The following is a 23,198-nucleotide window of genomic DNA, read 5'->3' as shown; positions in this document are numbered from 1 at the left end:
GACAAAAGATCGCAGGCGGCTGGACTTGACACAGCATGGTGCATGTGACCTTACCTTATAATTATCCTTATAAACTATACGGATATTATAAAGGGATATATCATGGCCTCACCTCGTTTTTCCCTGAGCCTTTCCTGCGCTGTTCTGGCAGGTGTAGGCAGCCTGATTCTCGGTGTACCGATGGCGACCGCGCAACCTGCGGCCGAATCTGTGGACAGCCTGCTGGCCACCGCCGACACGACGGCGGGACAAAGAACTGGCCGGATCTGTATGTCCTGCCACACGATCAATAAGGGTGGCGCCACGCGGATCGGGCCTAATCTATGGAACATCGTCAATCGCCCGGTGGGTCAGGTGACCGGTTTCCATTATTCAGCCGCTTTCAAGAAAATAACCGCCAAAACATGGTCATATGACTCGCTGAACACCTGGCTTTACAGCCCGCCGTCAGAAGCGCCCGGCACGGCCATGGCCTATGGCGGTATCAAGAAAACGCAGGATCGCGCCAATGTCATCGCCTGGCTGCGCACTCTGTCAGACAGTCCGGCGCCCTTACCCAAGATCAAATAGCTTTTCCATGCAGGGGCTTGCCATGACATTCCGATCCGCCAGGTTTATCGCCTTCATAGCCCTGTTGCTGGGCTTTCTGTCTCCGCAGGTTGCCAACGCCATTCCGGCTTTTGCGCGACAGACCGGTATGCCCTGCGCTTCGTGTCATGTCGGTTCTTTCGGGCCGCAACTGACGAAAATGGGGCGTTTGTTCAAAGCCAATGGCTATACGATGGGTGAGAAACAGGCTTTCTGGAAAGGCATTTCGGCCATGGTGGCCGGAGGGAACGAACAGACGGCCAAGGCGGTCGTTTCCCCCGATGTCGGCAAACCCAACAACAATACCACCATCGATCAGGTGTCGCTGTTCTACGGCGGCCGGGTGACCGATCATATTGGTATCATGACGCAGGCCACCTATGATCCGAATGGCAAGGCTCTGGCGCTCGACAATACCGATATCCGTTATGCCAATATGACCACACTGGCCGGTCAAAGCCTGATCTACGGCGTCAGCGTCAATAACAATCCCTCCATGCAGGATCTGTGGCAAACCACGCCGGCCTGGGGCTATCCGTATCTGGCTTCAGCTCTGGCGCCTGCGCCCGATGCCGATTCCTTCATGGCCGGACAAGGCGGACAAGTGGTTGGTGCCGGCGCTTACGGCCTGTGGAACGATCTCGTCTATGCCGAATATTCCCGCTATTATACGCTCAGCGACGGTCTGCAGCAGTCGTTCGGCAATGGTAATGTCAGTGGCAATGATCACCTGGATGGAGGCGCCTCCTATTGGCGGTTTGCCCTACAGCACGATTTTGGCCCGCACTACCTCGCCATTGGTACCTACGGCTTCGGTGCCCGCCGCTATCCCGGCAACGACCGCAGCGCCGGTGCCGACCAGTTTCGTGATGCCGCGATAGACGGCACCTGGCAAGTCAGTTCAGCCGATGGCAAACACAGCCTGTCCGCCTATGTTTCGATGCTGCATGAACATCAGAGCCTGCGCGCGACCTATGCGCTGGGTGCATCCGCCAACCCAACGAACACCATGGACAGTTTCAAGGCCAATGTTTCGTACTACTATGACAACATGTATGGACTGACCATCGGACGCTTTGACATCCGCGGCAGCGCTGATGCCCTATTGTATGGCAGTCCCAACGGTAAACCCGACAGCAGCGGCTATATCAGCCAGGTCGATTTCACGCCATTTGGCAAGATTGGGGATATTGGCTATCCATACGCCAATATCCGCGTTTTCGTGCAATATACGGCCTATGATAAGTTCAATGGCCAGTCACAAAACTATGACGGCACTGGGCGCAAGGCTTCGGATAACAATACAGTCTTTACCGGATTGTGGTTCGCCTATTAGGCCCGCTCAAGCCCCAGCACCTCGCGGCGCAAGGCCGGTTGCGAGGTGCGCGGGCTCAGGCAGATACCGAAAAAGGCGTCCGAAAAGGATGGGTCGGCAAAATGACCAAGGCGTTCCGCGCCCATGAAAAAACTGGTGCCGCCCGCCGCATCGCGCACGCCAGTCAGCACATCGCCGCGTGTCACATCGGGCAGGACGGCAGACAGTTTTTGCCCCCAGACGTTCAGGTGCGGATCGCCGTCAAGCCCGATATGGCGCATCTCGTCGAGCGCATGACCGGCCAGTTTGTGCCCTTGCAGGGGACGCAGGAAGGTCACCTGCAAGGCGAAGGGGGCATCGGGACGCCAGTGGGCCTGAGGGGCGAAAAGTGTGACATCGAGGATCGGCATCATCACTATATTCAGGCGGCCCGTGCCGACCTTTTCCGGTTGTGGCACGGCGCTAAGCGGTGAAGCCTGGGCAATACGGGGTGCACAGGCCAAAACCAGAGCGGCGCCGAGAAAATGGCGACGGTTCAGATGATAGTTCATGGTGACGATCCTCCATGATGGCCCCATGTTCGACTGACACCGTCCGACCCGTCGGTTCGTAACGAAAAGATGAAAATTTCCTTCTTTCAAAAAGTACGAACCCGGTGCCTGCGCGGTGTCGCACCCCTGAACCGACTTTGTCAGGGAGACATCATGGTCCTGAAATTTTCTATGCCGCGCCTGTCCATCTGGACAGCCCTCGCCGCGGGGGCGATTGTCTTCGGCAGCGCCTTTCCGGCCCTGGCCGGCGCGCCGCTCGATCTGTCCGCCTATAAGGGCAAGGTCGTCTATCTCGACTTCTGGGCCTCGTGGTGCCATCCGTGCGAGCAGTCCTTCCCCTATATGGAGCAGTTAAAATCGCGCTACGGATCAGACGGTCTGGTGATCGTGGCTGTCAATGTCGATCACAGCCGCGACCGCGCCGATAGTTTTCTCAAGCGCGTCGGCAGCGATCTGAAGGTCGTTTATGACGCCGATGGCAAGCTGGCCCAGCGCTTCAGGGTCAGCGACATGCCGACCAGCCTGCTGATCGGGCGCGATGGCCGCGTACGCTATACCCACAAGGGTTTTCACCCCGAACAGACCACGGCCTATAACGACCAGCTCGTGGAGCTTCTCGATGAAAAGTAAACTCATGCGTATCGCCGCGCAGGCGGCGGGCGGCTGCCTGCTGCTGGGTGCCTTTGCCTCTATGGGCGGTTGTTCCTCGCTTGGTGCCAAGGCCTGGAACCGCGACCTGATGGCGCGCCGTTCGATGCAGCCGGTCACCCATCCGCTGATCGCCGCAGCCGACGACCATATCTATTTTTCCAAGGAAGGCGCTTCGGGCGGCCGCACCTTTGACGGAGGCGGCTGCGGATGCAACTGAACAGAAAAAAACGCCGACTGACAGCGGCACTGGGCCTGATAACAGCCGGTTTGTTCGTTGCGGCAGGCACCCATGCTCAGGATGTCAGTCAGAATATCAATGATGACACCTCAACCGATGCCAACCTGACGCGGGTGGACAGCGCCATCCTCTTCTATCAGGAAGCTAGCGGGCGGGTGAAGGCCATCGAGCCGGTGACCAGCGTTACTTTCAATGACGACAGCGGCGACAGCCTGCACGTTAAACTGACCGCCGACACCCTGACCGGAGCCACCCCCAATGGCGCGGCCCCGTGGACCGGTGTGCAGACCTTCATCACCCCGTCGAAGACGCAGGGCCAGCAAACCACGGTGACCAGCGCGTCTGGCAACAGCCAGCTTGTGCCTATACCCGGCACCAACGTAAAGGCGCGCCAATATACGGCAGCCGCCAATAGCCTGCCCGTCGATACGGGCTTCCGCGACCAGCGCTATGCCGTTGATCTCGGCTATACCGGCACGCTCGACAATGGCGACCGGTTGAGCCTGGGCGGCGCGCTGTCCACTGAACACGACTACGGCTCGATGTCGGCCAATATCGGCTATGCGCGTGATTTCAATGACAAGAACACCACGGCATCGATTGCCCTCAATCTCGAATCCGATACCTCCAGGCCCTATCTGGGCACGCCGACACCGTTCACTGAAATGAACGGTAGCGTAAAAAGCGGCAACCGCAAGAAAACGGTCGTCGATATGGTGGCGGGCGTCACCCAGGTGATGAATCGCTACTGGCTGGTACAGCTCAACTATTCGCTGGGCGACACCTCTGGCTATCAGACCGATCCCTATCGCATCATCTCGGTGGTCGATGGCACGACAGGCGCGCCCGTCCGGTATCTCTATGAGAGCAGGCCGTCATCGCGGGTGCGCCAGAGTCTCTATCTTGGCAATAAGCTGGCCCTTTGGGGCACGGTGGCCGATATATCGGCACGGCTTTATCACGATAGCTGGGGCATCAATGCCGAGACGCTGGAGGTGGCTGAGCGCATTCCTCTGGGGTCGCGTCTCTATGTCGAGCCCAATGTCCGCTATTACCACCAGACCAAGGCCAACTTCTTCCATGACTATCTGATCGATGGTCAGGCCCTGCCGGCCAATGCGTCTTCAGATAGCCGTCTGGGCGCCTTCAACGCCACGACCATCGGCCTGAAGATCGGGATGCGGGTGCTGGGTAATGACGAACTTTATCTGCGCGCCGCCAGCTACCAGCAAACCGGCACGCAGCACCCCTCCTATGCCATTGGCGATCTGAAGCAGGAGAATCTGTTCACCGGCATCAAGGCCACCAGCGTCATTATCGGCTATAATTTCGCCTTCTACTGAGCATGACGAAGATGGAGACAGCCGAAAGCCTTGAGTGCCTGGAAGACGGCTTTGTCTATCATTTCAATGCGATGCATTCGCCGTGCGAAGTGCGGATCGAGACAGACGACGCCTGGCTGGCCGAACAGGCTGGCCGGGTGGTTGAAATCGAGGCGCAGCGCATCGAGCGCACCTATAGCCGATACCGCGACGACAGCGTGATCGGCTGCATCAATGGCGCGGCGGGCAAGCCTGTCCGGGTGGATCGTGAGACGTGTGCCCTGCTTGATTTCGCCGACCGGGCCTGGCGTCTGAGCGGCGGGAGGTTTGATATTACCTCCGGCGTTCTGCGTCGTGTCTGGCGGTTTGACGGTTCCGATCAGGTGCCGTCGCGCGCCCAGATTGCCGCTGTCCGCCCGCTGATCGGTTGGGGCAAGGTGCGTTGGCAGGATGAGGAAATCACTCTGGCGGAAGGTCAGGAGATCGACTTTGGCGGTTTTGGCAAGGAATATGCCGTCGATTGCGCGATCAACGCCCTGCGTCGCCAGATGCGCGCCGCCTGCCTTGTCAATTTTGGCGGTGACCTGCGCGTGACAGGGCCGCGCAAGGACGGCCAGCGCTGGCGTATCGGCATCGAAGACGCCATCCAGCCGGGGGTTATGGCCGGACGGCTGGAGATCAGCGATGGTGCCCTGACCACCAGCGGCGATGCGCGACGCTTCCTGCTCAGGGACGGCGTGCGCTATTCGCATATTCTCGATCCGCGCACCGCCATGCCGGTCAGGGATCCGCCGCGCTCGGTGACCGTGGCCGCCCCGACCTGTATCGAGGCCGGTTTTTGTCCACCCTGGCCATGCTTCATGGTCGCCGGGCGGAAAAATTTCTTAAAAAAGAAGGCATACGTGCATGGTGCGTTCGTTAATCCGTATCTGTCTGACATTGGCCGCGCTGATCATATCTCTGCCTTCACAGAGCCTGGCCGCAGTGCGTTCCGGCCATATGACGGCCACTCTTGACGCCGGTTCTGGCCTGATCGCACCCGGCGGCGACGCCCTGATCGCCGTCACCCAGACGCCCGATCCCGGCTGGCATACCTACTGGATCAATCCGGGCGAAACCGGTTTTGCCGCCGATATAGACCTGACCCTGCCTGCGGGCCTGAAAGCGGGCAGCACGCTCTGGCCAACGCCGCGCAGGCTCGTCTATGATGGTGTTGTTAACTATGGCTTTGACCAGCCCGTCACCGCCTGGGTGCGCGTGCATAATAACAGCCACCTGCCCGCGCGTTCGGTTGTACCGGTTGCGGTGCATCTCGAATCGCTTGTCTGTCAGGATACATGCGAACCCGTCAGCTTCGATCTGAAAACCCGGCTGAAAATCGACCCTTCCGCCCCGGCCCCGGCCATGCCCCCGTCCGTGCCAACCGCCATCTCGGCACCTGCCAGTTATGCCTTGTCGGGCAGAACACTGCGTCTGGGTTTCAGCCTGCCCGGCGATGTGGCCCTGCGCAACGACTTCCTGCATCCGCAGGGCGCCTATGTGTTCAGCGAGGATGAAAGCCTGATCGCACCCGCCGCCGCCCAGACCATCAACGCGGGGCCGCAGGGCTTCACTATCACCTTACCCAGTTCGGCCAGCCTCCTGCCCGATCAGGCCACTCTGGTGATCGCCTTTCCGGATGGCCACGCCGCCCGCTTGATCGCCCATAAGGGCTCCCTGCCCGCCGGTATCTCCGTGCCGACGTCACAAGGCAGAGCCAACGCTATCTCAACCCCCATGATCTGGGCCGTGATCCTGGCATTTTTGGGCGGGCTGGTGCTCAATCTGATGCCGTGCGTCTTCCCGATCCTGTCGATGAAACTGCTGGCCCTGACCCGCGCCGGTCACCATCACGCTCTGGCGCGGCGCGAAGCCCTGATCTATGGGCTGGGCGCGCTCTTGAGCTTTGTCGGCCTGTCGCTGATGCTGGATGCGGCGCGTGGACTGGGCGAGGTGGTGGGTTGGGGCTTTCAGTTACAATCGCCCTTCGTGACGGCAGCCTTAAGCCTTTTGATGCTGCTGGTCGGCCTCAATCTGTCGGGACTGTTCGAGATCGGCGGATCGCTTCAGGCCGCCGCCGGAAACCAGACTCTTGGCCGTCACCCCAATCTCGCCGCTTTTATGACCGGCGTACTGGCCGTGGTGGTGGCCGCGCCGTGCAGCGCGCCCTTCATGGCCACCGCCACCGGCGTGGCGCTGGCGCGTGGCGGCTGGGCCTCAATAGCCATCTTTACCGCGCTTGGCCTGGGCTTTGCCGCCCCCTTCGTGGCCCTCACCTTCGGCCTGACATGGATGCCGTCCCTGGCGAAGCGCATCCCAAGACCGGGGCCGTGGATGGATCGTCTGCGCCACCTCCTGGCCGTACCCATGTATCTGGCTGCCGTGTGGATGGGATGGGTCTTCTGGCAGCAGGCCGGGCCTGCCGGACTGGGGCTGCTGATTGTCGGCACGACGCTGATCGCGGCGGCTCTGGTGGTGCATCGCCTGCCAAAAACCCTGCGCGCCGCCTGCGCCGTGATCGGTCTGGCTCTCATCACCGGCTCGGCCCTGCAAACGCCCGCCGCACCGTTTATGACCGCCAATGCTGGTCAGACCCCCTTTTCCGAAGACAGGCTGGTCGCCTTACGCGCCAAGGGCCAGCCTGTGCTGGTCGATATGACCGCCGCCTGGTGCCTGACCTGCAAGGTCAATGAGCGCATAGCGCTGTCGGACAAGCGGGTTCTGGCCGCCATGCAGGCGCAGCACATCGTGTATATGGTCGGCGACTGGACGGATCGTAATGCGCAGATCACGCGCTATCTGACGCAGTTTGGCCGCTCCGGCGTACCACTCTATGTCTATTATGCACCGGGAAAAAACCCGCAGCTTCTGCCACAGCTTCTGACGCCAGACATCGTGCTGAAGACGCTGAAGACCGGCAATTGAAAGCCAGAAATCAGGGTCAGGCGGCCGAATACCGGCAAGCCTGACCCTGAAGTTTTACCCCTTTTGCCCAGCCATCAGGGCCTGCGCTTGCGGCGACAGGGTAACCGTCGTGGCCGGACCGCGCGACGATTCAGCCGATTCGGAGACTTTCGACTGACCGGCATCATTGTCACCGTCATGATCGGAACCGACGGCGCTTACCGGTGCGGCGGCGGGGGTTGGGCTATAGGCGCTGACAGCGCTGATGGATGTCATTTGAATATCCCTTTCGGATAAGTTCTTTACCCTGTAATCAGGAGGGGCTGCCTCCCGGCGGCGGGCTTTCCACCGCCTGTCAAGGCTGCGCCCACAACCTTAACAAATATTATAAAATTCAACAACTTGAATCGAAACACCCATCACTTAAATGTGCGCTTTACGACCCTGAGACAGCGGCGGTGTCATGGGTTATGGCCGCATGTGTCAGAAGCTGCGTGATACGCTGATCCACAGGGTGCGCGGGCGCGGCGGGGTCTGTTGCGGCGTGATGCCGAGGCTGAACGGATTGCCATAGGCAAAGCTGTTGCCGCGCGCTTCCAGCGCATTATCGAGCCGTACCGCATAGCGCAGGTGGCCCATTTCGATCTGGCTATCGAGATCAAGTGTCGCATAGCCGCCCATTTCAATGCTTTGCAGCGGCCCGAAATTGAGGTGCGAACGCCCGCGCCAGCTCAGATTGGCGCCGCTGCGCCACACAGCCGTGCCCAGTGTGCGCCGCCAGTCGGCCGACAGGCTGAGGCTCTGGCCGGCAATATAGGGCAGGCCGGAATCCTCGCTGGTCACATAGTCGGGATTGGGCCGCGTCAACCGGGGCGCATTGAACAGGCCCGCTGCCTTCAGCGTCAGGTTCGGTGTGGCCGTCCATACCGCCTCGGCTTCCAGCCCCGTATTGACGCCATTGCCGATATTGACCGTGACCGGCAGCCCATCGGCCTGCAACTGGTCGCTTTGCAGGTCGCGCCAATAGGCCTTGAAGATGGCCAGATTGAAGTGGAGGCCCGCTGTGGGAAGACCCAGCTTGGCTCCCACCTCATAGGAATTCAGTTCATCGCCGCGATAGCTGGCCGGTATGGCGGTCGTGCCATAAAGGTGCGTGGTGTTGAAGCCGCCGCTGCGATAGCCTTCGCCCGACTGGACGTAAAAGGTGGCGTTTTCGCTGGGGCGGTAACGCAGGGTCACCTGATGCGACAGGCGCGTGCTGGATTGATGCAGGTTCAAAGATTCGCTGTGATCGCCATCAACGGTTTCGGTTTCCAGATAGCTGTCGAGATCATGGCGGGTGCCGGTCTGGCGCAGGCCGATCGTGGCATTCCAGTGCGGCGTCAGGTCGTAGCTCAGCTCGCCAAAGGCCGCCAGTGTGGTGATGCGGTCATGCCGCCTTTCCGTATAGAGCGCCGTCTGAGAGGCCGCCTCGCTTAAAAGCGGCGTCAGGCGTTCGGTGCTTTGCGCCGAAAACACCCCGGCCAGCCAGCGCAGCCTCTGGTCTGACGGCGAGGTCAGGGTGAGTTCGCGCGTCGTCAGTTCAACGGCCTGACCCTGATCATAGATCAGTCCCGATGCGACGGGCAGTCCATACTGGCCGGCCAGAGGCGAGGCATCGTAACGGCTGTCGAGATGATGATGCAGATGGGCAAGAGACAGCTTCAGCGTGCCGAGCTGTGTGCGGCCCCTGATGCTGAAGGCGGTCTGGCTGAAATCATTATCATGCGGTTCGCGCACGGCCTCATCGCGCGTATAGGTGCCAAGGTGGCCCGACACATACTGGCTGTCCTTGGCGTTGATATGCTGGGTCGCCTGTTGCAGCGATACCAACCATTTATCATTGATCTTCCATAAGCCTGAAATGCGCGAGCCAAAACGCTGCACGCCATTGATATGGTTACGCATCGCGGCGGCATCGCGGATATAGCCGCCCGCCTGATCATTATAGGCGACAAGACGTACCGCCAGCCGGTCTTTTAGCAACGGCAGATTGACAACGCCTTCGGCGCGGCTCGACATATCGGCCTGACCGCTCACACCCAGCCCGGCATCGACAAAGCCGCCAAAGGCCTTCAGGTCAGGGCGGCGCGTGACAAAGCGCACCACGCCGGAAATCGATCCCTCGCCATACAGCGCGCCTTGCGGCCCTTTCAAAATCTCGACGCGCGCGACATCAACCAGCAGCAGATCGGGATCGGGTGCATTATAGGTGATCGGGAAATCATCGAGGTAGAGCCCGACACTGGACTGGGTGCGTCCGGTAAACACGCCGTCGGACAGGCCGCGCAGCAGGATCTTGTCGCGGCCCGCCCCGAGATTGGTCATGGTCAGGCCCGCCGCCTGCGCCGCCACGTCCGACAGATCGCCGCCATAGCGCTCCAGCATCCCGGCATCGATGACGCTGATCGCCGAAGCCGCCGTGGCCACGGTCTGAAGGCGGCGATTGATGGTGACAACGATTTCGGTCGGCGCTTCCGCCTCAGGCGCGGTGTGCCAGATTCGGGGCAGATGCAGCGGGCGCAGGCTCAGCACGAAGGTTGTGCTATCGGCCTGACGGACGCGGCAATGGCTGGCTGCCAACAGCCTCTTCATGGCCGTCAGCGGCGTCATGCGGCCCTGAATCGCGCGCGGCCTGGCCCTGCATTGCATAGGATCGACGCCACCAATACTGCTGTTCGTCTGGCGCGCCAGATCGATGACGGCCTGAGACAGGGGCTCAGTTGGAATATTGAGGTCATAACTCTGTGCCGCCTGGGCAGGCAAGGCCATCGCCAGACCCAGACCCAAGGCCAAACCCAGTGACAGGCTAGGGACGGCGGCGCAGCATGATCGCCTTGTCGGTTTCGGTTGCCTCAACCGGCAGAAACACTTGCAGGTGACGAACAACCGCAGCCTCCGAATCGAGTGTGAATACAGCCGTGACATTCAGTTTGCCGGTATCGGCGTCAACCTCAATCGGTTTGTCGAAATAACGGTTGAGATCACTTACCACATAGGCCAGCGAACGGTTACGGTAAACCGCCTGCCCGCGTTCCCAGTCGAAAGCCTGTCCGACCATCACTCTTGAACGTTCGGCGCGGGCGCTGGTTTCCTCAATCACAGCCTGGTCGCCGGCGTGCAGAATCCGGTCTGGCGGCGGGGTTTGCGTTGTTTCACCCGCTTTCAGCATGGCCACGGCGCCGCTTTTGACGGTAACGGTTACCGTGCCATCATGCCGCAATACGTCGAATTCGGTGCCGACGTCGCGCAGCACGGCCTCACCGGCCCGGACGCTGAAAGGCCGCTCCGCATCGTGCATGACGGTCAGGGCCACCTCGCCCTGATCGAGCACAATGTCGCGGCTTTTGCGCGAATAGAGCACCTCAAGCCGCGTGGCGCTGTTCAGATGGAGATGCGTGCCATCGGCCAGGGCCACTTCGCGCGTCTGACCAACAGAGGTGGTATAGATGACCGGCTTTTGCGCCGACCACAGGCCGGGCAGAAGTGCAAGGCCGGTCAGGGCCGCTGCCACCGCACCCACGGCCAGCCACAGGCGACGCGACGGTGCAGGTTTCGCCGTGCGGCGCACACGCGCCTGCGTCAGATCGATTATATCGGTGGTCGGTTCAGGGCTGGCGATCAGGGCCGCTTCGCCCATCCAGGCCCGTTCGGCCGCATCAAAAGCCGCCAGATGCGCAGGGTCGGCCTCCAGCCATTCGGTCAGGGCCAGTATGTCTTCGTCCGACATATCAGACGCATGGGCGCGCACGACCCAGGCAATGGCCTGATCCTCGTATGCGTCTGTCCTGATCTCGTCGTTGGTCATGGTATCCGAAAGGGAAAATTGAATCTGTTGTCTAAGGCATGACACCACTCGGAAGCGGCAACCTTACGTCTCAAAGCCGATTTTGCGAAATATTTGCATCAGCATGGCTTTTTGCGGGCGCAGGCCGGTGGATTCATGGCCCCTGCCCGGTTTTTGACAGCGCCATCAGCGATTTGAGCGCCGCGCACAGGTGCTTTTCAACCGTGCTTTTCGACACGCCCAGTCTTTGCGCCACCTCCGCCTGATTGAGCCCTTCGAATCTGTGCAGACGAAAAATATCGCGTGTGCGTTCCGGCAGGGCGTCAACGCCTTTGATCACCAGCTCCAGTTGCTGGCGCGCCGCCAGACGCGCCTCGGCGTCGGGTTCATCGACAATGACCTCATCGCCCATCGATTGCCGAGTCGTTTCGTGCCACTGGCCATTGCGCCGGCTGTCGCGGCCTTCGCCACGCATACGGTTCAGCCAGATATTATTGGCGGCACGGAAGAGAAAAGCGGATGGATTATCGACCATATAGTCTTCATCCTGAGCCGAGATTTTCAGATAGAGTTCCTGCACAATGTCCTCGGCCACGCCGCGCTCGCGCGTGCGCGCCGTGAAATAACGCACCAACATGGCGCGTTTTTCCAGATAGACATTGAGCAGGGGCGACGTCATCTGACCCGAAAAAACTTTAAAAACCAAACCTTAAGCCTATTCGCTTGGGCGGTAAAGAAGGTCAAAATATGGCTGGGGTCAAGGCCTTGCATACGTATGAAAAAATAGTCGCTTTTCCCTTTACGAACTTACGAACGTCACGGTGTCAGGGCTTCGGGGCCTCATGTAAATCGGCTCATTTCAGGCTGACTGGCGCTATGACCAGATCGAATGCGGCGTGGCCCACATGAAACTGCGGCAAAATCCGCGCTGGCCCGTCGAGACGATAGGTCTGCTGCAAGGCCGACATATCCGCCCTGCCGCCCACAGGCACGGCCTGCACGTAATAGCCATCGCGCATCGTTTTCAACCGACCCTGATCCATAAACTGAAACTGGTGGGCATCGCTCAGCACGCGCAAGGGATAGTCCGGCCCCAGCGCCAGACCGGCCTGACCAGCGCTGACCCAGTCAGGTGTCACGATGAAGCGATCCGCGCCCGGCACCTGTCCGTCCAACGCGCGCCACGGCAGGTTCTGCCAGCCGAGATCCGTACGGTGCAAGGGTTTTGGCAAGAGAGCGGTCAGGTCGAACTGCGCCTGTGCCGCCAGCACCAGCCCGGCGGCCCCCACCACGCATCCGGCCAGTTTGAGGCGCAGAAAACGCCCCTGTCCGCTCATCCGGGCGCGTACCCTGCCCACCAGAGGCAGAGCAAACAGAAAACCACTCATTGTCCAGTGCGGCAGGGAATGGCGGCCCGTCAGGGCGATCACATCAAACACGACAATCGGCACAATGGCCAGTACGGCCAGCAGAAAGGCCGGTTCCATCTTCGGACTTTTCAGCGCCAGCACGATCTGGCGCTGGCAGGCCAGCCATGTAACCGGCATCAGATAGAGGGCCTGCCCGGCCAGAACGGCAAGGCCATTGCCCAGATGTCCGATCAGGCTGGTGTGGTGATAGGCGCGGCCCGTCTGGAAGGCGAACGATGCCCAGCCATGATGGGCGTTCCAGATGATCACCGGCAAGGCGCCAAGAAAGGCCAGTCCCAGCCCGATCCACAGGCCCGGACGCTTAAACTGCCGCCGCCCCTGCGGGGTCAGGATCAGGGCCAGCAGGGCCGCCACCGCAAACAGAACCGCCTGATACTTGCTCATCATCGCCAGGGCCAGGGCCATGCCGGCGGCTGGCCAGCTCAGCAAACTTTCGCGGTTCATGAACAATACGGGCTGGATCAGCCAAAAACTCAGGAGCAGGAAGAAATCGAGCGGGCCGTCAGGCATGATCAGGCCTTGCGCGAAGCTGAAGAAAAACGGCGACAGGCAAAAGGCCGCCGTGGCCCAGCGCGCGGCTTGAGCACCATACAAACGGCGCGTGATGTCAAACAGCAGGATCGCCGAACCCGTGCCCATCAACACAAAGGGCAGGCGCGTGATGAAGGGCGTCTCATGTCCTGTCAGGTCGGCCATGACGCGCGCCATCGCAAAGGCCAGTGGCGGGTGATCATAATAGGACAGGGCATGGCTGCGCGACACAACCACCGCATAGGCCTCGTCGGCGGTCAGGGGCACGACGGCGGCCAGGAAAAGATGCAGAAAAAGCGAGAGGGTCAGGAGCCAGATGATCGTTTCGCCCCGGCTCAAGGCTTTGAAAAAGGCATGGGGGCGCAGGTGAGCGAGGAGACAAAAATCCTCGTTCTGCCGCGCAGACGCGGTAGATGAAAAAGGCATGATCAGAATCCAACTGAATATCGGTGAAGGCCACGCCTGTAAATATTGACAGACGGCCCTTCTCTCAGTCCTTGACCCCGGCACGGTCGTCTGATCGTAAAGCGCATGCCTATGCCACGGCGGAGTGTTTGGGTCGCGCGGGGGGCTATGCCGTGATCGACATAGGCGTGGCGTGGCGTGGCCGAGCGCACACGGGTCGGCGATGATGCGGACGGCGATTTCGGCTTGCCGTAATTTCCGAGCCAGAAGTGACGATATGGAATCTATTTTAAATCAATATGTTACGCGAATTTCTCCGCATGTCTCATTCATTTAATTCAGATTTCAGACTCAGCTCACTTTGTAGATGGGTTTGAGGCACGATGAGCCCTAAAAGCCGTCACCACGCCCCGGGGCACCATCCGGCTGATGCAAGCAAAAAGACCAGGATAGAAGGCGGTCATGGGCCATTATACTGCCTGCAATGGCACATTTAAAAGTCTGACAATTCTCTTTTCAAGCATGAAATCCCGTGGTAGCGCTATCACTTAGCGTGCATCGTCAACGTCAAAAAAAACAAGGAGGAAACATCATGACAAAACATAGTTCATTCGTTCGCGCCCTAAGCCTGGTGCGTTTACTGGCCGGCGGCATCGCCATCGGTGTGATCGCGCTCGGCGGCACATTGGCGACAACGGCGGTGGCGCAGGTGGACAAGATGACGCCCATCGCAGCCCCCGCTCAACCCAATGCCATTACACTTGATACAGGCCCGCTTCCGGGCGCGACGGCCAAGGAATCCTGGTACACTCAGTATGGCAGCGTGTTTACCCGCAATGTGACGGTCGCCACCCTGACACCCTTCCTGCCCGATCCGGCCAAGGCGACGGGTGCCGCCGTCATCGTAGCCCCCGGCGGCGGATTTCTCACCCTGTCGATGGAAAACGAAGGCTGGCAGGTGGCACAGGCCCTGGCCGACAAGGGCGTGGCCGCCTTTGTCCTCAAATATCGCCTGAAACCGACACCGGAAGGCATGGATGATTTCGAAACCTCCATGCGCGAAATGTTCTCCGGCACGGCCAGCCGCCCCCCCGCCCCGGAGGATTCGCGCGCGGCCCTGGCACCGCAGATGGCCGATGTTCGCGCCGCTTTCGCGCTGGTCCGGGCGCATAGCGCGCAATGGCATGTTGATCCTGACCGTATCGGCATGGTCGGTTTCTCAGCCGGTGCCATGCTGACCCTGACGACGGCGCTCCACGGCGGAGATGCCAAACCGGCTTTTGTCGGCATCATCTATGGCCCGATGACCGCGGTTGACGTACCCGCCGACGCTCCCCCTCTCTTCGCCGCCCTGGCGTCTGACGATCCTTTCTTTGCCCATTCCGGCTTCGGCCTGATCGATAGCTGGCAGGCCGCCAAGCGCCCGGTGGAATTCCACCTGTATGAGCAAGGCGGTCATGGCTTTGGTATGTACAAGAAGACAACGACCAGCACCGGCTGGTTTGACAACTTCGCCGCCTGGCTGGGTATGCACGGCTATCTCAAGCCGAAAAGCTGAGGGCTTGACCGGTTACAGACCTGTCAATGCACATGAAAAGGCCGGTGATATGATGTCACCGGCCTTTTTCTGTTTCGACGTGGCCACAGGCCGTCTTACTGCTTTTGCAGTTCCTTTTTGAAGGCCTCAAGGCTCATGGGGCGGCCAAGGAAGGTCTGGATCAGCGTATTGGCGTCCTGCGAACTGCCCGGTTCCAGCACGTCCTTGCGGTAGCGGATGGCGGTTTGCGGGTTGCGCATCCCGTCCTTCTGGAACTGGGTAAACAGATCCAGCGCAATCGCCTTTGACCAGACATAGGTATAGTAGATGGCTGAATAACCATTCAAATGGCCAAAACTGTCATAGGGATGGGTGTCGGGCACGGCTGGAAACAGCGAATAGCGCGCCATCTGCTCGTTATACAGCGTATCGAGATCGAAATCGGGCTTGCGGTTATAAAAATTGAGCGATACCGCCGAATAGGCCAGTTGCCCCTTCCACTGGATCGCCTCGCCAAAGTGACGGCCTTCATTCATGCGCTTGACCAGATCTTCGGGGATCGGATGACCTTCAGGATCGGAGGCAAAGCTTTTCAGCGTGTCGTAATCCCAGGTCCATTCCTCCAGCAATTGCGATGGCGCTTCGATGAAATCCCATTGCAGATTGTTCATGGACTGCACGCCGTACCGGGTGTGGCCGGAATACATGTCGTGGATCAGGTGGCCGAATTCGTGCAGGAAGGTGGTGACATCATCATGATCCATCGGGCCGGTGGCCGGAAAGTTGGTGACGAGGGCCCCCACAGGAATTTGACGGCCCTCGACGCCGGTGCGGATCGGAAACTGGGCGGCGTGGTTATATTTGCCGTCGCGCGGGCTGAGATCGAGATAGAAATGGCCGACCAAACGTTGGCCGTCATAGATCGACCAGGCGGTGACATCCGGCGCCCAGACGGGCGTATCCCACGGCCTGATGTCGGCGCCGAACATATCGTGCATAAGCTGGAAAATGCCGGCGCGCGTCTTGGCCAGGGTAAAATACTGACGCACCTGAGCCGCATCGACATCGTATTTCGCCTTGCGCAGCTTGTTTTCCAGATAGCTGGTATCATAGCTCTGCAATTGCGTAATCGACGGATCGACCGTCTTGCCGAAGGCCAGCAGCTCGTCATAATCGGCCCTGGCACCGGGGGCGGCGGCAGCGTTCATATCATCGAGAAACTGCGCGGCGTGCTGTTCGGAACCGATCATCTTGTCGGCGGTGATCAGGGCGGCGTAATTGGCATAGCCAAGCGTGGTGGCCAGATCGTAACGCTCCTGAAGCAGGGTCTTCAGCGTGGTGTCATTGGCCGGATAGCCGCGATTGCGAAAGGCGGTATAGACCTTTTTACGCGCCGCGCGGCTGTCGGCGAAATCGAGCATGGGGAAAATGTCGGGATAGGCGAAGGTGAGATGCACCAGACCATCCGGCCCCGGCTTATGGGCATCGATATAGTCCTGCGGCAGGCCCTTCAGCTCTTCGGGCTTGAGCGCAATGTCGCCGGTGTCGTCGCGGATATGGGCGTCGAACTCCAGCCCCGTGGTGGTGATGGCTTTTTGCAGCTCGGTGATTTTGGCGCGCGTGGCAGCGTCCTTGTCGACTCCGGCCAGCCGGTATTCGATGAGCTGGTGGTTCAGTGTGAAAGCGGTCTTGTCATCCAGCCCCTTGGTCGGGATGGCCGCCAGGCGGTCATAGATGGGCCGCGACAAAGAAACGGCGGTGCCCAGATCGGACAGGCGCGGAATACAGGCCTCGGCGGCGTCGCGCACATCCTTGGAGACATTGGTTTCCGACACCAGATAAAGTTCATTGCTGGCATCACCAAGGATCAGGTTCAGCGTATCATAGGCAGCGAAATCGTCTTTCAGCGTGGCCGGGCCGGTGCGCGCTTCCAGCGCCGCCTTGGCCTGGGTGGCCAGATCGAGCGCCGACTGGCAGCGCGCATCGATCGTGGCCCTGTCCGTGGCCGTCAGCACCGACTGGCTGAGAAAGGCATCGACCGCCTTGTCGAGCGGAGTGGAGGCAAGGGCCTGCGAGCCCATAAAGGCGGCAGCCGACACAGCCGTGGTGAGCCACAGACGGGAAAGAGGTTTCATGGCGGAGCCCTTGCAGTTTGACCAGAGATAAGGGGTGCCATATCCGTGTTGCGCAGGCAACCGCTTGCAGCATCACCTAACAATGCGTGATGCTGATCGTCACAATAGCAATTGACTCACAGGCGCGCAGTCCCTATCCGTTCGGCCGTTTATCCGCACGTTTGGCCAGCCTCACCCATTTAAGGAGATGATACCCCATGACTACCGAATTGCTTGCAGGTTGCACGGGGGTTCTGGTTCTCTCGGATGGGACGGTCTATCAGGGCCTCGGCTGCGGGGCGGTGGGCGATGCGCTCGGCGAAGTCTGTTTCAACACCGCCATGACCGGCTATCAGGAAATCCTCACCGATCCCTCCTATATGGAGCAGATCGTGGCCTTCACCTTCCCGCATGTCGGCAATGTCGGCGTCAATAGCGAGGATGTCGAGCAGCTCGGTCCAAATTCTAACAGCGCTCCAAAACGCGCCGCCAAGGGCGCGATTTTCCGCGACGCCCCCACCCCGCCGGCCAACTGGCGCGCGGATATGAGCTTTAACGACTGGCTGACAAGCCGAGGCGTGGTGGCCATTTCCGGCATCGACACGCGCAGCCTGACCAAAAAGATCCGCGAACACGGTATGCCGCACGGCGTCATTGCCCATTCGCCGACCGGCCAGTTCGACCTTGCAGCGCTTGTTGAGAAAGCGAAAGCCTGGAAAGGCATTGGCGGCCTTGATCTGGCCCCCGATGCCACCACCGCCCAGAGCCAGAGCTATGATACCGACCTGTGGCAGTGGCCCGAAGGCTATAAGGCGCGTAACGACCGGGCTTTTAAGGTTGTCGTCGTCGATTACGGCGTCAAACAAAACATCCTGCGCGCCCTGGTCGATATTGGCGCTGAGGTGCAGATCGTCCCCGCCCAGACCACGGCGGCTGAAATTCTGGCCCGCCAGCCCGATGGCGTTCTGTTGTCCAATGGCCCCGGCGATCCGGCGGCCACCGGCTTATATGCGGTGCCCGAAATCCAGAAGCTGGTGCAGGCGGGCGTGCCGGTCTTCGGCATCTGCTTAGGCCACCAGATGCTGGCCATTGCGCTGGGGGCGCAAACCATCAAGATGGAACAGGGCCACCACGGCGCCAACCATCCGGTGAAAGATGTCACCACCGGCAAGGTGGAGATCGTGTCGATGAATCATGGCTTTGCGGTCGATCGTGACAGCCTGCCCGAAGGTGTGGTCGAAACCCATGTGTCGCTGTTCGATGGCTCCAATTGCGGCATTGCGCTTTCGGGCAAGCCGGTCTTCTCGGTGCAGCACCACCCCGAAGCCTCACCCGGCCCGGTCGATTCGCTCTATCTGTTCGAGCGCTTCGCCGACAATATGCGCAAGGTTCAGAAGGCGATGGCTTAGAGCGGATTGCATTCTGATTGAATCGTTGAAAGGAATGCAAACCGCTCTACATTTTACGTTTTTCCGCATCTCGCATTCAATTTGTAAGTCAAATTAAACGCTCGTTGCTCTAGGTTTCGGGGCTTAGGTTTCGGGGCGTGATTTGCAGGCTTTGAGGGTGGGGGGTTGCATTTGTTCGAACAAATCGCCATAATGTGCCATGCAAGTTGACGCCTACCAGGGCTTTGACTGGGACGACGGCAATATGGAGAAGTGCCGTAAACATGGCATGTCTCTGGCAGAGATTGAAAGTCTGTTTACCGCAACGCCTCTGGTTGGCCCTGACTGGCTGCATTCGGATGCCGAAGAGCGTTTTCGGGCGGTCGGCATCTGCACCAGCGGACGCTATGGCTTCATCGTGTTCACAATGCGCGAACGCGATGGCCTGCGATTGATCAGGCCGATAAGCGCCCGATACATGCACGAAAAGGAAATTGTGAACTATGAGCGGCAAAGACCCAGAAACGCTTAAACCTTTTCCGTCCTTTGCAAGCGATCAGGCCGTCGAGGATTTTATCGATACGGCCGATCTGTCGGATTATGATTTTTCCGATATGCGACCGATGAATTTCGAGCGCCGCCCCAAGGATGAGCGCCTGACCATCCGCCTGCCCTCTCATCTGCTGGCCCTGCTGAAATCCGAAGCGGCCCGCCGTCATATGCCCTATGGCCGCTTTATCCGCCAAACTCTGGAAAAAGCCGTGAAGTCTTAAGGCGGAATATGCCGCCAAGTCTGATGACGCCGCCGATCCCGTCTGATGCGGCCTCAGCCCTAATTTGTAAATTTTGCGGGTTGTCACCGCCGCCCTTAGCCTCTAAAGCACCCGCTTAGCCATAAAACATGCAGAGCCGGATCGGCTCGCCTCCAGCCCGGACAGCGATTCTTCGCGCCCGTGGCCCATTTGTGTACGAAAGACGAGACATGCCCAAACGCACAGACCTGAAATCCATCCTGATCATCGGCGCGGGCCCCATCGTGATCGGACAGGCCTGCGAGTTCGATTATTCCGGCGTTCAGGCCTGCAAGGCCTTACGCGAAGAAGGCTACCGCATCATTCTGGTCAATTCCAATCCGGCCACCATCATGACCGATCCGGACGTGGCCGACGCCACCTATATCGAGCCGATCACGCCGGAATTCGTCGAGAAGATCATCGCCAAGGAACGCCCCGACGCCCTGCTGCCGACGATGGGCGGCCAGACGGCGCTCAACACGGCGCTGGCGCTCGAAAATTCCGGCGTTCTGGCCAAGTACAATGTCGAGATGATCGGTGCCAAGGCCGAGGTCATCGACAAGGCCGAAGACCGTCAGAAGTTCCGCAACGCTATGGACAAGCTCGGCCTCGAATCGGCCAAGTCAGCCGTGGCTCACACCTGGGAAGAGGCTGTGGCCGGTCTGGAAGCCATCGGCGGCCTGCCCGCCGTCATCCGTCCGTCCTTTACCCTGGCCGGCACCGGCGGCGGCATTGCCTACAATCAGGAAGAATTCAAGGACATCGTCACCAACGGTCTCGACCTGTCTCCTACCAGCGAAGTGCTGATCGAGGAATCGATTGTCGGCTGGAAAGAATATGAGATGGAGGTGGTGCGCGACACCGCCGACAACTGCATCATCGTCTGTTCGATTGAAAACGTCGATCCGATGGGCGTCCATACCGGCGATTCGATCACCGTCGCCCCGGCCCTGACCCTGACCGACAAGGAATATCAGATCATGCGCTCGGCTTCGCTTGCCGTGCTGCGTGAGATCGGCGTCGAAACCGGCGGCTCGAACGTGCAGTTCGCGCTCAATCCCGCCGATGGCCGCATGATCGTGATTGAAATGAACCCGCGCGTCTCGCGCTCATCGGCTCTGGCCTCGAAAGCCACCGGCTTCCCCATCGCCAAGATCGCCGCCAAGCTGGCCGTCGGCTATACGCTCGATGAGTTGCAAAACGACATCACCAGGACGACGCCCGCCTCGTTCGAGCCGTCGATTGACTATGTGGTCACCAAGATTCCGCGCTTCGCCTTCGAGAAATATCCGGGCTCCGAGCCCCTGCTCGGCACCTCGATGAAATCTGTCGGGGAAGTGATGGCGATTGGCCGCACCTTTGCCGAGTCGGTGCAAAAGGCGCTGCGCGGACTGGAAACCGGCCTGTCGGGCTTTGATGAGGTCGTGATCGCCGGTGTGAAAACCGCCGAAGACCCGCAGGCCGTCAAGGAGGCGGTGATCCGCGAACTGGGCCGCCCGACGCCCGACCGGCTGCGCGTCATCGCCCAGGCCTTCCGTCACGGCCTGTCGGTCGAAGACATCAATGCGGCTTGCGCCTATGAGCCGTGGTTCCTGCGCCAGATCGAGGCCATTGTTTCCGAAGAAGCCAAGCTGAAGACTCTGGGCCTGCCCAAGACCGCCGCCGCTCTGCGCAGTCTGAAGGCGATGGGTTTCTCGGATACACGCCTCGCCCACCTGACGGGCCAGAGTGAAAAAGACGTGCGCGCCGCCCGCCACGGCCTGAAGGTGCGCCCGGTCTTCAAGCGCATCGATACCTGCGCCGCCGAATTCGCTTCGTCCACCGCCTATATGTATTCGACCTATGAATCGGGCGCTTTGGGTCAGGTGCCGGAATGCGAGGCTGATCCGACCGACCGCAAGAAGGCCATCATCCTGGGCGGCGGGCCTAACAGAATTGGACAAGGCATTGAGTTCGACTATTGCTGCTGTCACGCGGCGTTTGCCTTCAAGGAGATGAATCTTGAAGCCATCATGGTCAATTGCAACCCGGAAACGGTTTCGACCGACTATGACACGTCGGATCGCCTCTATTTCGAGCCGCTGACCGCCGAAGATGTGCTGGAGCTGATCCATGTCGAGATGAGCAAGGGCGAACTGGCGGGCGTGGTCGTGCAGTTCGGCGGCCAGACCCCGCTCAAGCTGGCCCAGGCGCTGGAAGACGAGGGTATTCCGATCCTCGGCACCTCCCCCGACGCCATCGACCTGGCCGAAGACCGCGAGCGCTTCCAGCACCTGCTGCGCGACATCGGCCTGACCCAGCCGGTCAACGCCATTGCCCGCACACCCGAAGAGGCGTTCAAGGCAGCGCACGAGGTCGGCTACCCCATCGTTATCCGCCCCTCCTATGTGCTGGGCGGGCGCGCCATGGAAATCATCCGCGATGATGAGCAACTGACGCGCTATGTGCGCGAGGCTGTTCAGGTATCGGGCGATTCCCCGGTGCTGATCGACCAGTATCTGTCGGCGGCCATCGAGGTCGATGCCGACGCATTGGCCGATGGCACAGGCAATGTCTTCGTGGCCGGTATTATGGAACATATCGAGGAGGCGGGCGTCCATTCCGGCGACTCGGCCTGTTCGCTGCCGCCCTTTTCGCTGAAACCCGAAACGGTGAAGGAACTGGAGCGCCAGACGGTCGAACTGGCCCGCGCGCTGAAGGTGCGCGGCCTGATGAATGTGCAGTTCGCCATCCTCAACCCCTATACCGACCCGGAAATTTTCGTTCTCGAAGTCAATCCGCGCGCCTCGCGCACCGTGCCCTTCGTGGCCAAGACGCTCGGCAAACCGCTGGCCGGTATCGCCGCCAAGGTGATGGCGGGTCAGCCTCTGGCCGGTTTCGGCCTGAAGCCGCGCGCTTACCGCCACGTCGCGGTGAAGGAAGCCGTCTTCCCGTTCGCGCGCTTCGCCAATGTCGATACGGTTCTGGGGCCGGAAATGCGCTCCACCGGCGAGGTGATGGGGCTGGACTGGGTGCGCGACGGCGAAGAGATGATCGACGCCTTCTCACGCGCCTTTTCCAAGAGCCAGCTCGGTGCCGGCGTGCGCCTGCCTGGCACGGGTACTGTCTTCGTCTCGGTCAAGGATCAGGACAAGCCGGTGATTATCGAGCCGGTGAAGACTCTGCTCGATCTCGGCTTCAAGATCGTCGCCACCGGCGGCACCTGCGACTATCTGGCCGAACACGGTTTGAGCGTCGAGCGCGTCAAGAAGGTGCTGGAAGGCCGCCCAAATATTCTCGACGCCATCAAGAACGGCGAGATCGCTTTGGTGTTCAATACCACCGAAGGCAAGCAGTCTCTGGCCGATTCCTTCTCCTTGCGCCGCGCCACCCTGATGATGAAGATCCCTTACTACACGACGGCTTCCGGCGCTGTGGCCGCCGCGCGCGCCATTGCGGCGGGTTCGATTGAGGCGCTCGATGTGCGCCCCATTCAGGACTATGCCTGATCCGCTCATGCCCTTTCGTGGCCCCGTAAGGCCGCGAAAGGGCATGGTCTGCAATAAGATGTGTCAGGCGTTTTCGT

General features: G+C 60.2%; 19 protein-coding genes. 12 read left to right on the top strand and 7 right to left on the bottom strand.

Translation table 11 applies throughout. The features are described 5' to 3' along the window. Window positions 1-102 precede the first annotated feature (102 nt). Entirely contained in the window at window positions 103-570 is a 468-nt protein-coding gene (locus QB905_RS13105) for a c-type cytochrome (RefSeq protein WP_282975470.1), read from the top strand. 22 nt (window positions 571-592) lie between these two features. Next, window positions 593-1,924 (top strand): hypothetical protein, encoded by a 1,332-nt coding sequence (locus QB905_RS13100; RefSeq protein WP_282975469.1) that lies wholly within the window; start codon window positions 593-595, stop codon window positions 1,922-1,924. Here QB905_RS13100 and QB905_RS13095 read toward each other — a convergent pair. After that, window positions 1,921-2,454 carry a chalcone isomerase family protein gene (locus tag QB905_RS13095; protein WP_282975468.1) on the bottom strand — a complete coding sequence of 178 codons (534 nt, stop codon included), beginning with the start codon at window positions 2,452-2,454 and terminating at the stop codon, window positions 1,921-1,923. The two genes, QB905_RS13100 and QB905_RS13095, sit on opposite strands and share 4 nt — an antisense overlap. Before the next feature lie 153 nt (window positions 2,455-2,607). Between QB905_RS13095 and QB905_RS13090 the strand changes: the two genes are divergently transcribed. Genes QB905_RS13090 through QB905_RS13070 form a run of 5 tightly spaced genes read left to right on the top strand, consistent with a single transcriptional unit; the run spans window position 2,608 to window position 7,629 of the window. Continuing rightward, window positions 2,608-3,084 (top strand): TlpA disulfide reductase family protein, encoded by a 477-nt coding sequence (locus tag QB905_RS13090; protein WP_282975467.1) that lies wholly within the window; start codon window positions 2,608-2,610, stop codon window positions 3,082-3,084. Beyond that, window positions 3,074-3,322 carry a DUF4266 domain-containing protein gene (locus tag QB905_RS13085; protein ID WP_282975466.1) on the top strand — a complete coding sequence of 83 codons (249 nt, stop codon included), beginning with the start codon at window positions 3,074-3,076 and terminating at the stop codon, window positions 3,320-3,322. Before QB905_RS13090 ends, QB905_RS13085 begins: the two co-directional genes overlap by 11 nt. Next, complete coding sequence (locus QB905_RS13080; RefSeq protein WP_282975465.1) at window positions 3,313-4,686, top strand: DUF3570 domain-containing protein; 1,374 nt, start codon at window positions 3,313-3,315, stop codon at window positions 4,684-4,686. Before QB905_RS13085 ends, QB905_RS13080 begins: the two co-directional genes overlap by 10 nt. Window positions 4,687-4,697: 11 nt before the next feature. Then, complete coding sequence (locus QB905_RS13075; protein ID WP_282975464.1) at window positions 4,698-5,681, top strand: FAD:protein FMN transferase; 984 nt, start codon at window positions 4,698-4,700, stop codon at window positions 5,679-5,681. Continuing rightward, window positions 5,572-7,629 (top strand): protein-disulfide reductase DsbD family protein, encoded by a 2,058-nt coding sequence (locus QB905_RS13070; RefSeq protein ID WP_282975463.1) that lies wholly within the window; start codon window positions 5,572-5,574, stop codon window positions 7,627-7,629. The genes QB905_RS13075 and QB905_RS13070 overlap by 110 nt, the downstream gene beginning before the upstream one ends. Before the next feature lie 54 nt (window positions 7,630-7,683). Here the strand turns inward: QB905_RS13070 and QB905_RS13065 are convergent, their stop codons facing one another. The 5 genes from QB905_RS13065 to QB905_RS13045 all read right to left on the bottom strand — a co-directional run bounded on the left by QB905_RS13065 (window position 7,684) and on the right by QB905_RS13045 (window position 13,821). Continuing rightward, on the bottom strand, window positions 7,684-7,884 hold the full coding sequence (locus QB905_RS13065; protein ID WP_282975462.1) for a hypothetical protein: 201 nt from the start codon (window positions 7,882-7,884) through the stop codon (window positions 7,684-7,686). Window positions 7,885-8,091: 207 nt separating this feature from the next. Continuing rightward, window positions 8,092-10,437 carry a TonB-dependent receptor gene (locus tag QB905_RS13060; protein WP_282975461.1) on the bottom strand — a complete coding sequence of 782 codons (2,346 nt, stop codon included), beginning with the start codon at window positions 10,435-10,437 and terminating at the stop codon, window positions 8,092-8,094. Window positions 10,438-10,456: 19 nt separating this feature from the next. Further along, window positions 10,457-11,455, bottom strand: a complete 999-nt coding sequence (locus tag QB905_RS13055; RefSeq protein WP_282975460.1) for a FecR family protein — start codon at window positions 11,453-11,455, stop codon at window positions 10,457-10,459. A 133-nt stretch (window positions 11,456-11,588) separates the two neighbouring features. Further along, a complete protein-coding gene (locus tag QB905_RS13050) occupies window positions 11,589-12,113 on the bottom strand; it encodes an RNA polymerase sigma factor (protein ID WP_282975459.1) in 525 nt (174 codons plus the stop codon). A gap of 175 nt (window positions 12,114-12,288) precedes the next feature. Further along, on the bottom strand, window positions 12,289-13,821 hold the full coding sequence (locus tag QB905_RS13045; protein WP_282975458.1) for an ArnT family glycosyltransferase: 1,533 nt from the start codon (window positions 13,819-13,821) through the stop codon (window positions 12,289-12,291). A 571-nt stretch (window positions 13,822-14,392) separates the two neighbouring features. Between QB905_RS13045 and QB905_RS13040 the strand changes: the two genes are divergently transcribed. Next, a complete protein-coding gene (locus tag QB905_RS13040; protein WP_282975457.1) occupies window positions 14,393-15,358 on the top strand; it encodes an alpha/beta hydrolase in 966 nt (321 codons plus the stop codon). Between the two features lie 95 nt (window positions 15,359-15,453). Here QB905_RS13040 and QB905_RS13035 read toward each other — a convergent pair whose 3' ends face one another. Further along, window positions 15,454-17,472, bottom strand: coding sequence for a M3 family metallopeptidase (locus QB905_RS13035; protein ID WP_282975456.1), 2,019 nt, complete (start codon window positions 17,470-17,472; stop codon window positions 15,454-15,456). A gap of 197 nt (window positions 17,473-17,669) precedes the next feature. Here QB905_RS13035 and carA point away from each other — a divergent pair, with 197 nt between their 5' ends. The 4 genes from carA to carB all read left to right on the top strand — a co-directional run bounded on the left by carA (window position 17,670) and on the right by carB (window position 23,121). Next, window positions 17,670-18,860, top strand: coding sequence for a glutamine-hydrolyzing carbamoyl-phosphate synthase small subunit (carA, locus tag QB905_RS13030; protein WP_282975455.1), 1,191 nt, complete (start codon window positions 17,670-17,672; stop codon window positions 18,858-18,860). Between the two features lie 199 nt (window positions 18,861-19,059). After that, entirely contained in the window at window positions 19,060-19,371 is a 312-nt protein-coding gene (locus QB905_RS13025; protein WP_282975454.1) for a BrnT family toxin, read from the top strand. Then, entirely contained in the window at window positions 19,343-19,612 is a 270-nt protein-coding gene (locus QB905_RS13020) for a CopG family antitoxin (RefSeq protein WP_282975453.1), read from the top strand. The genes QB905_RS13025 and QB905_RS13020 overlap by 29 nt, the downstream gene beginning before the upstream one ends. A 209-nt stretch (window positions 19,613-19,821) precedes the next feature. Beyond that, on the top strand, window positions 19,822-23,121 hold the full coding sequence (carB, locus tag QB905_RS13015) for a carbamoyl-phosphate synthase large subunit (protein ID WP_282975452.1): 3,300 nt from the start codon (window positions 19,822-19,824) through the stop codon (window positions 23,119-23,121). The last annotated feature ends 77 nt before the right edge of the window (window positions 23,122-23,198 follow it).

It is taken from the genome of Asticcacaulis sp. EMRT-3, assembly GCF_030027245.1.
In the GTDB taxonomy this organism is placed as follows: domain Bacteria; phylum Pseudomonadota; class Alphaproteobacteria; order Caulobacterales; family Caulobacteraceae; genus Asticcacaulis.
This window is presented reverse-complemented; position numbering and strand designations above follow the sequence as displayed.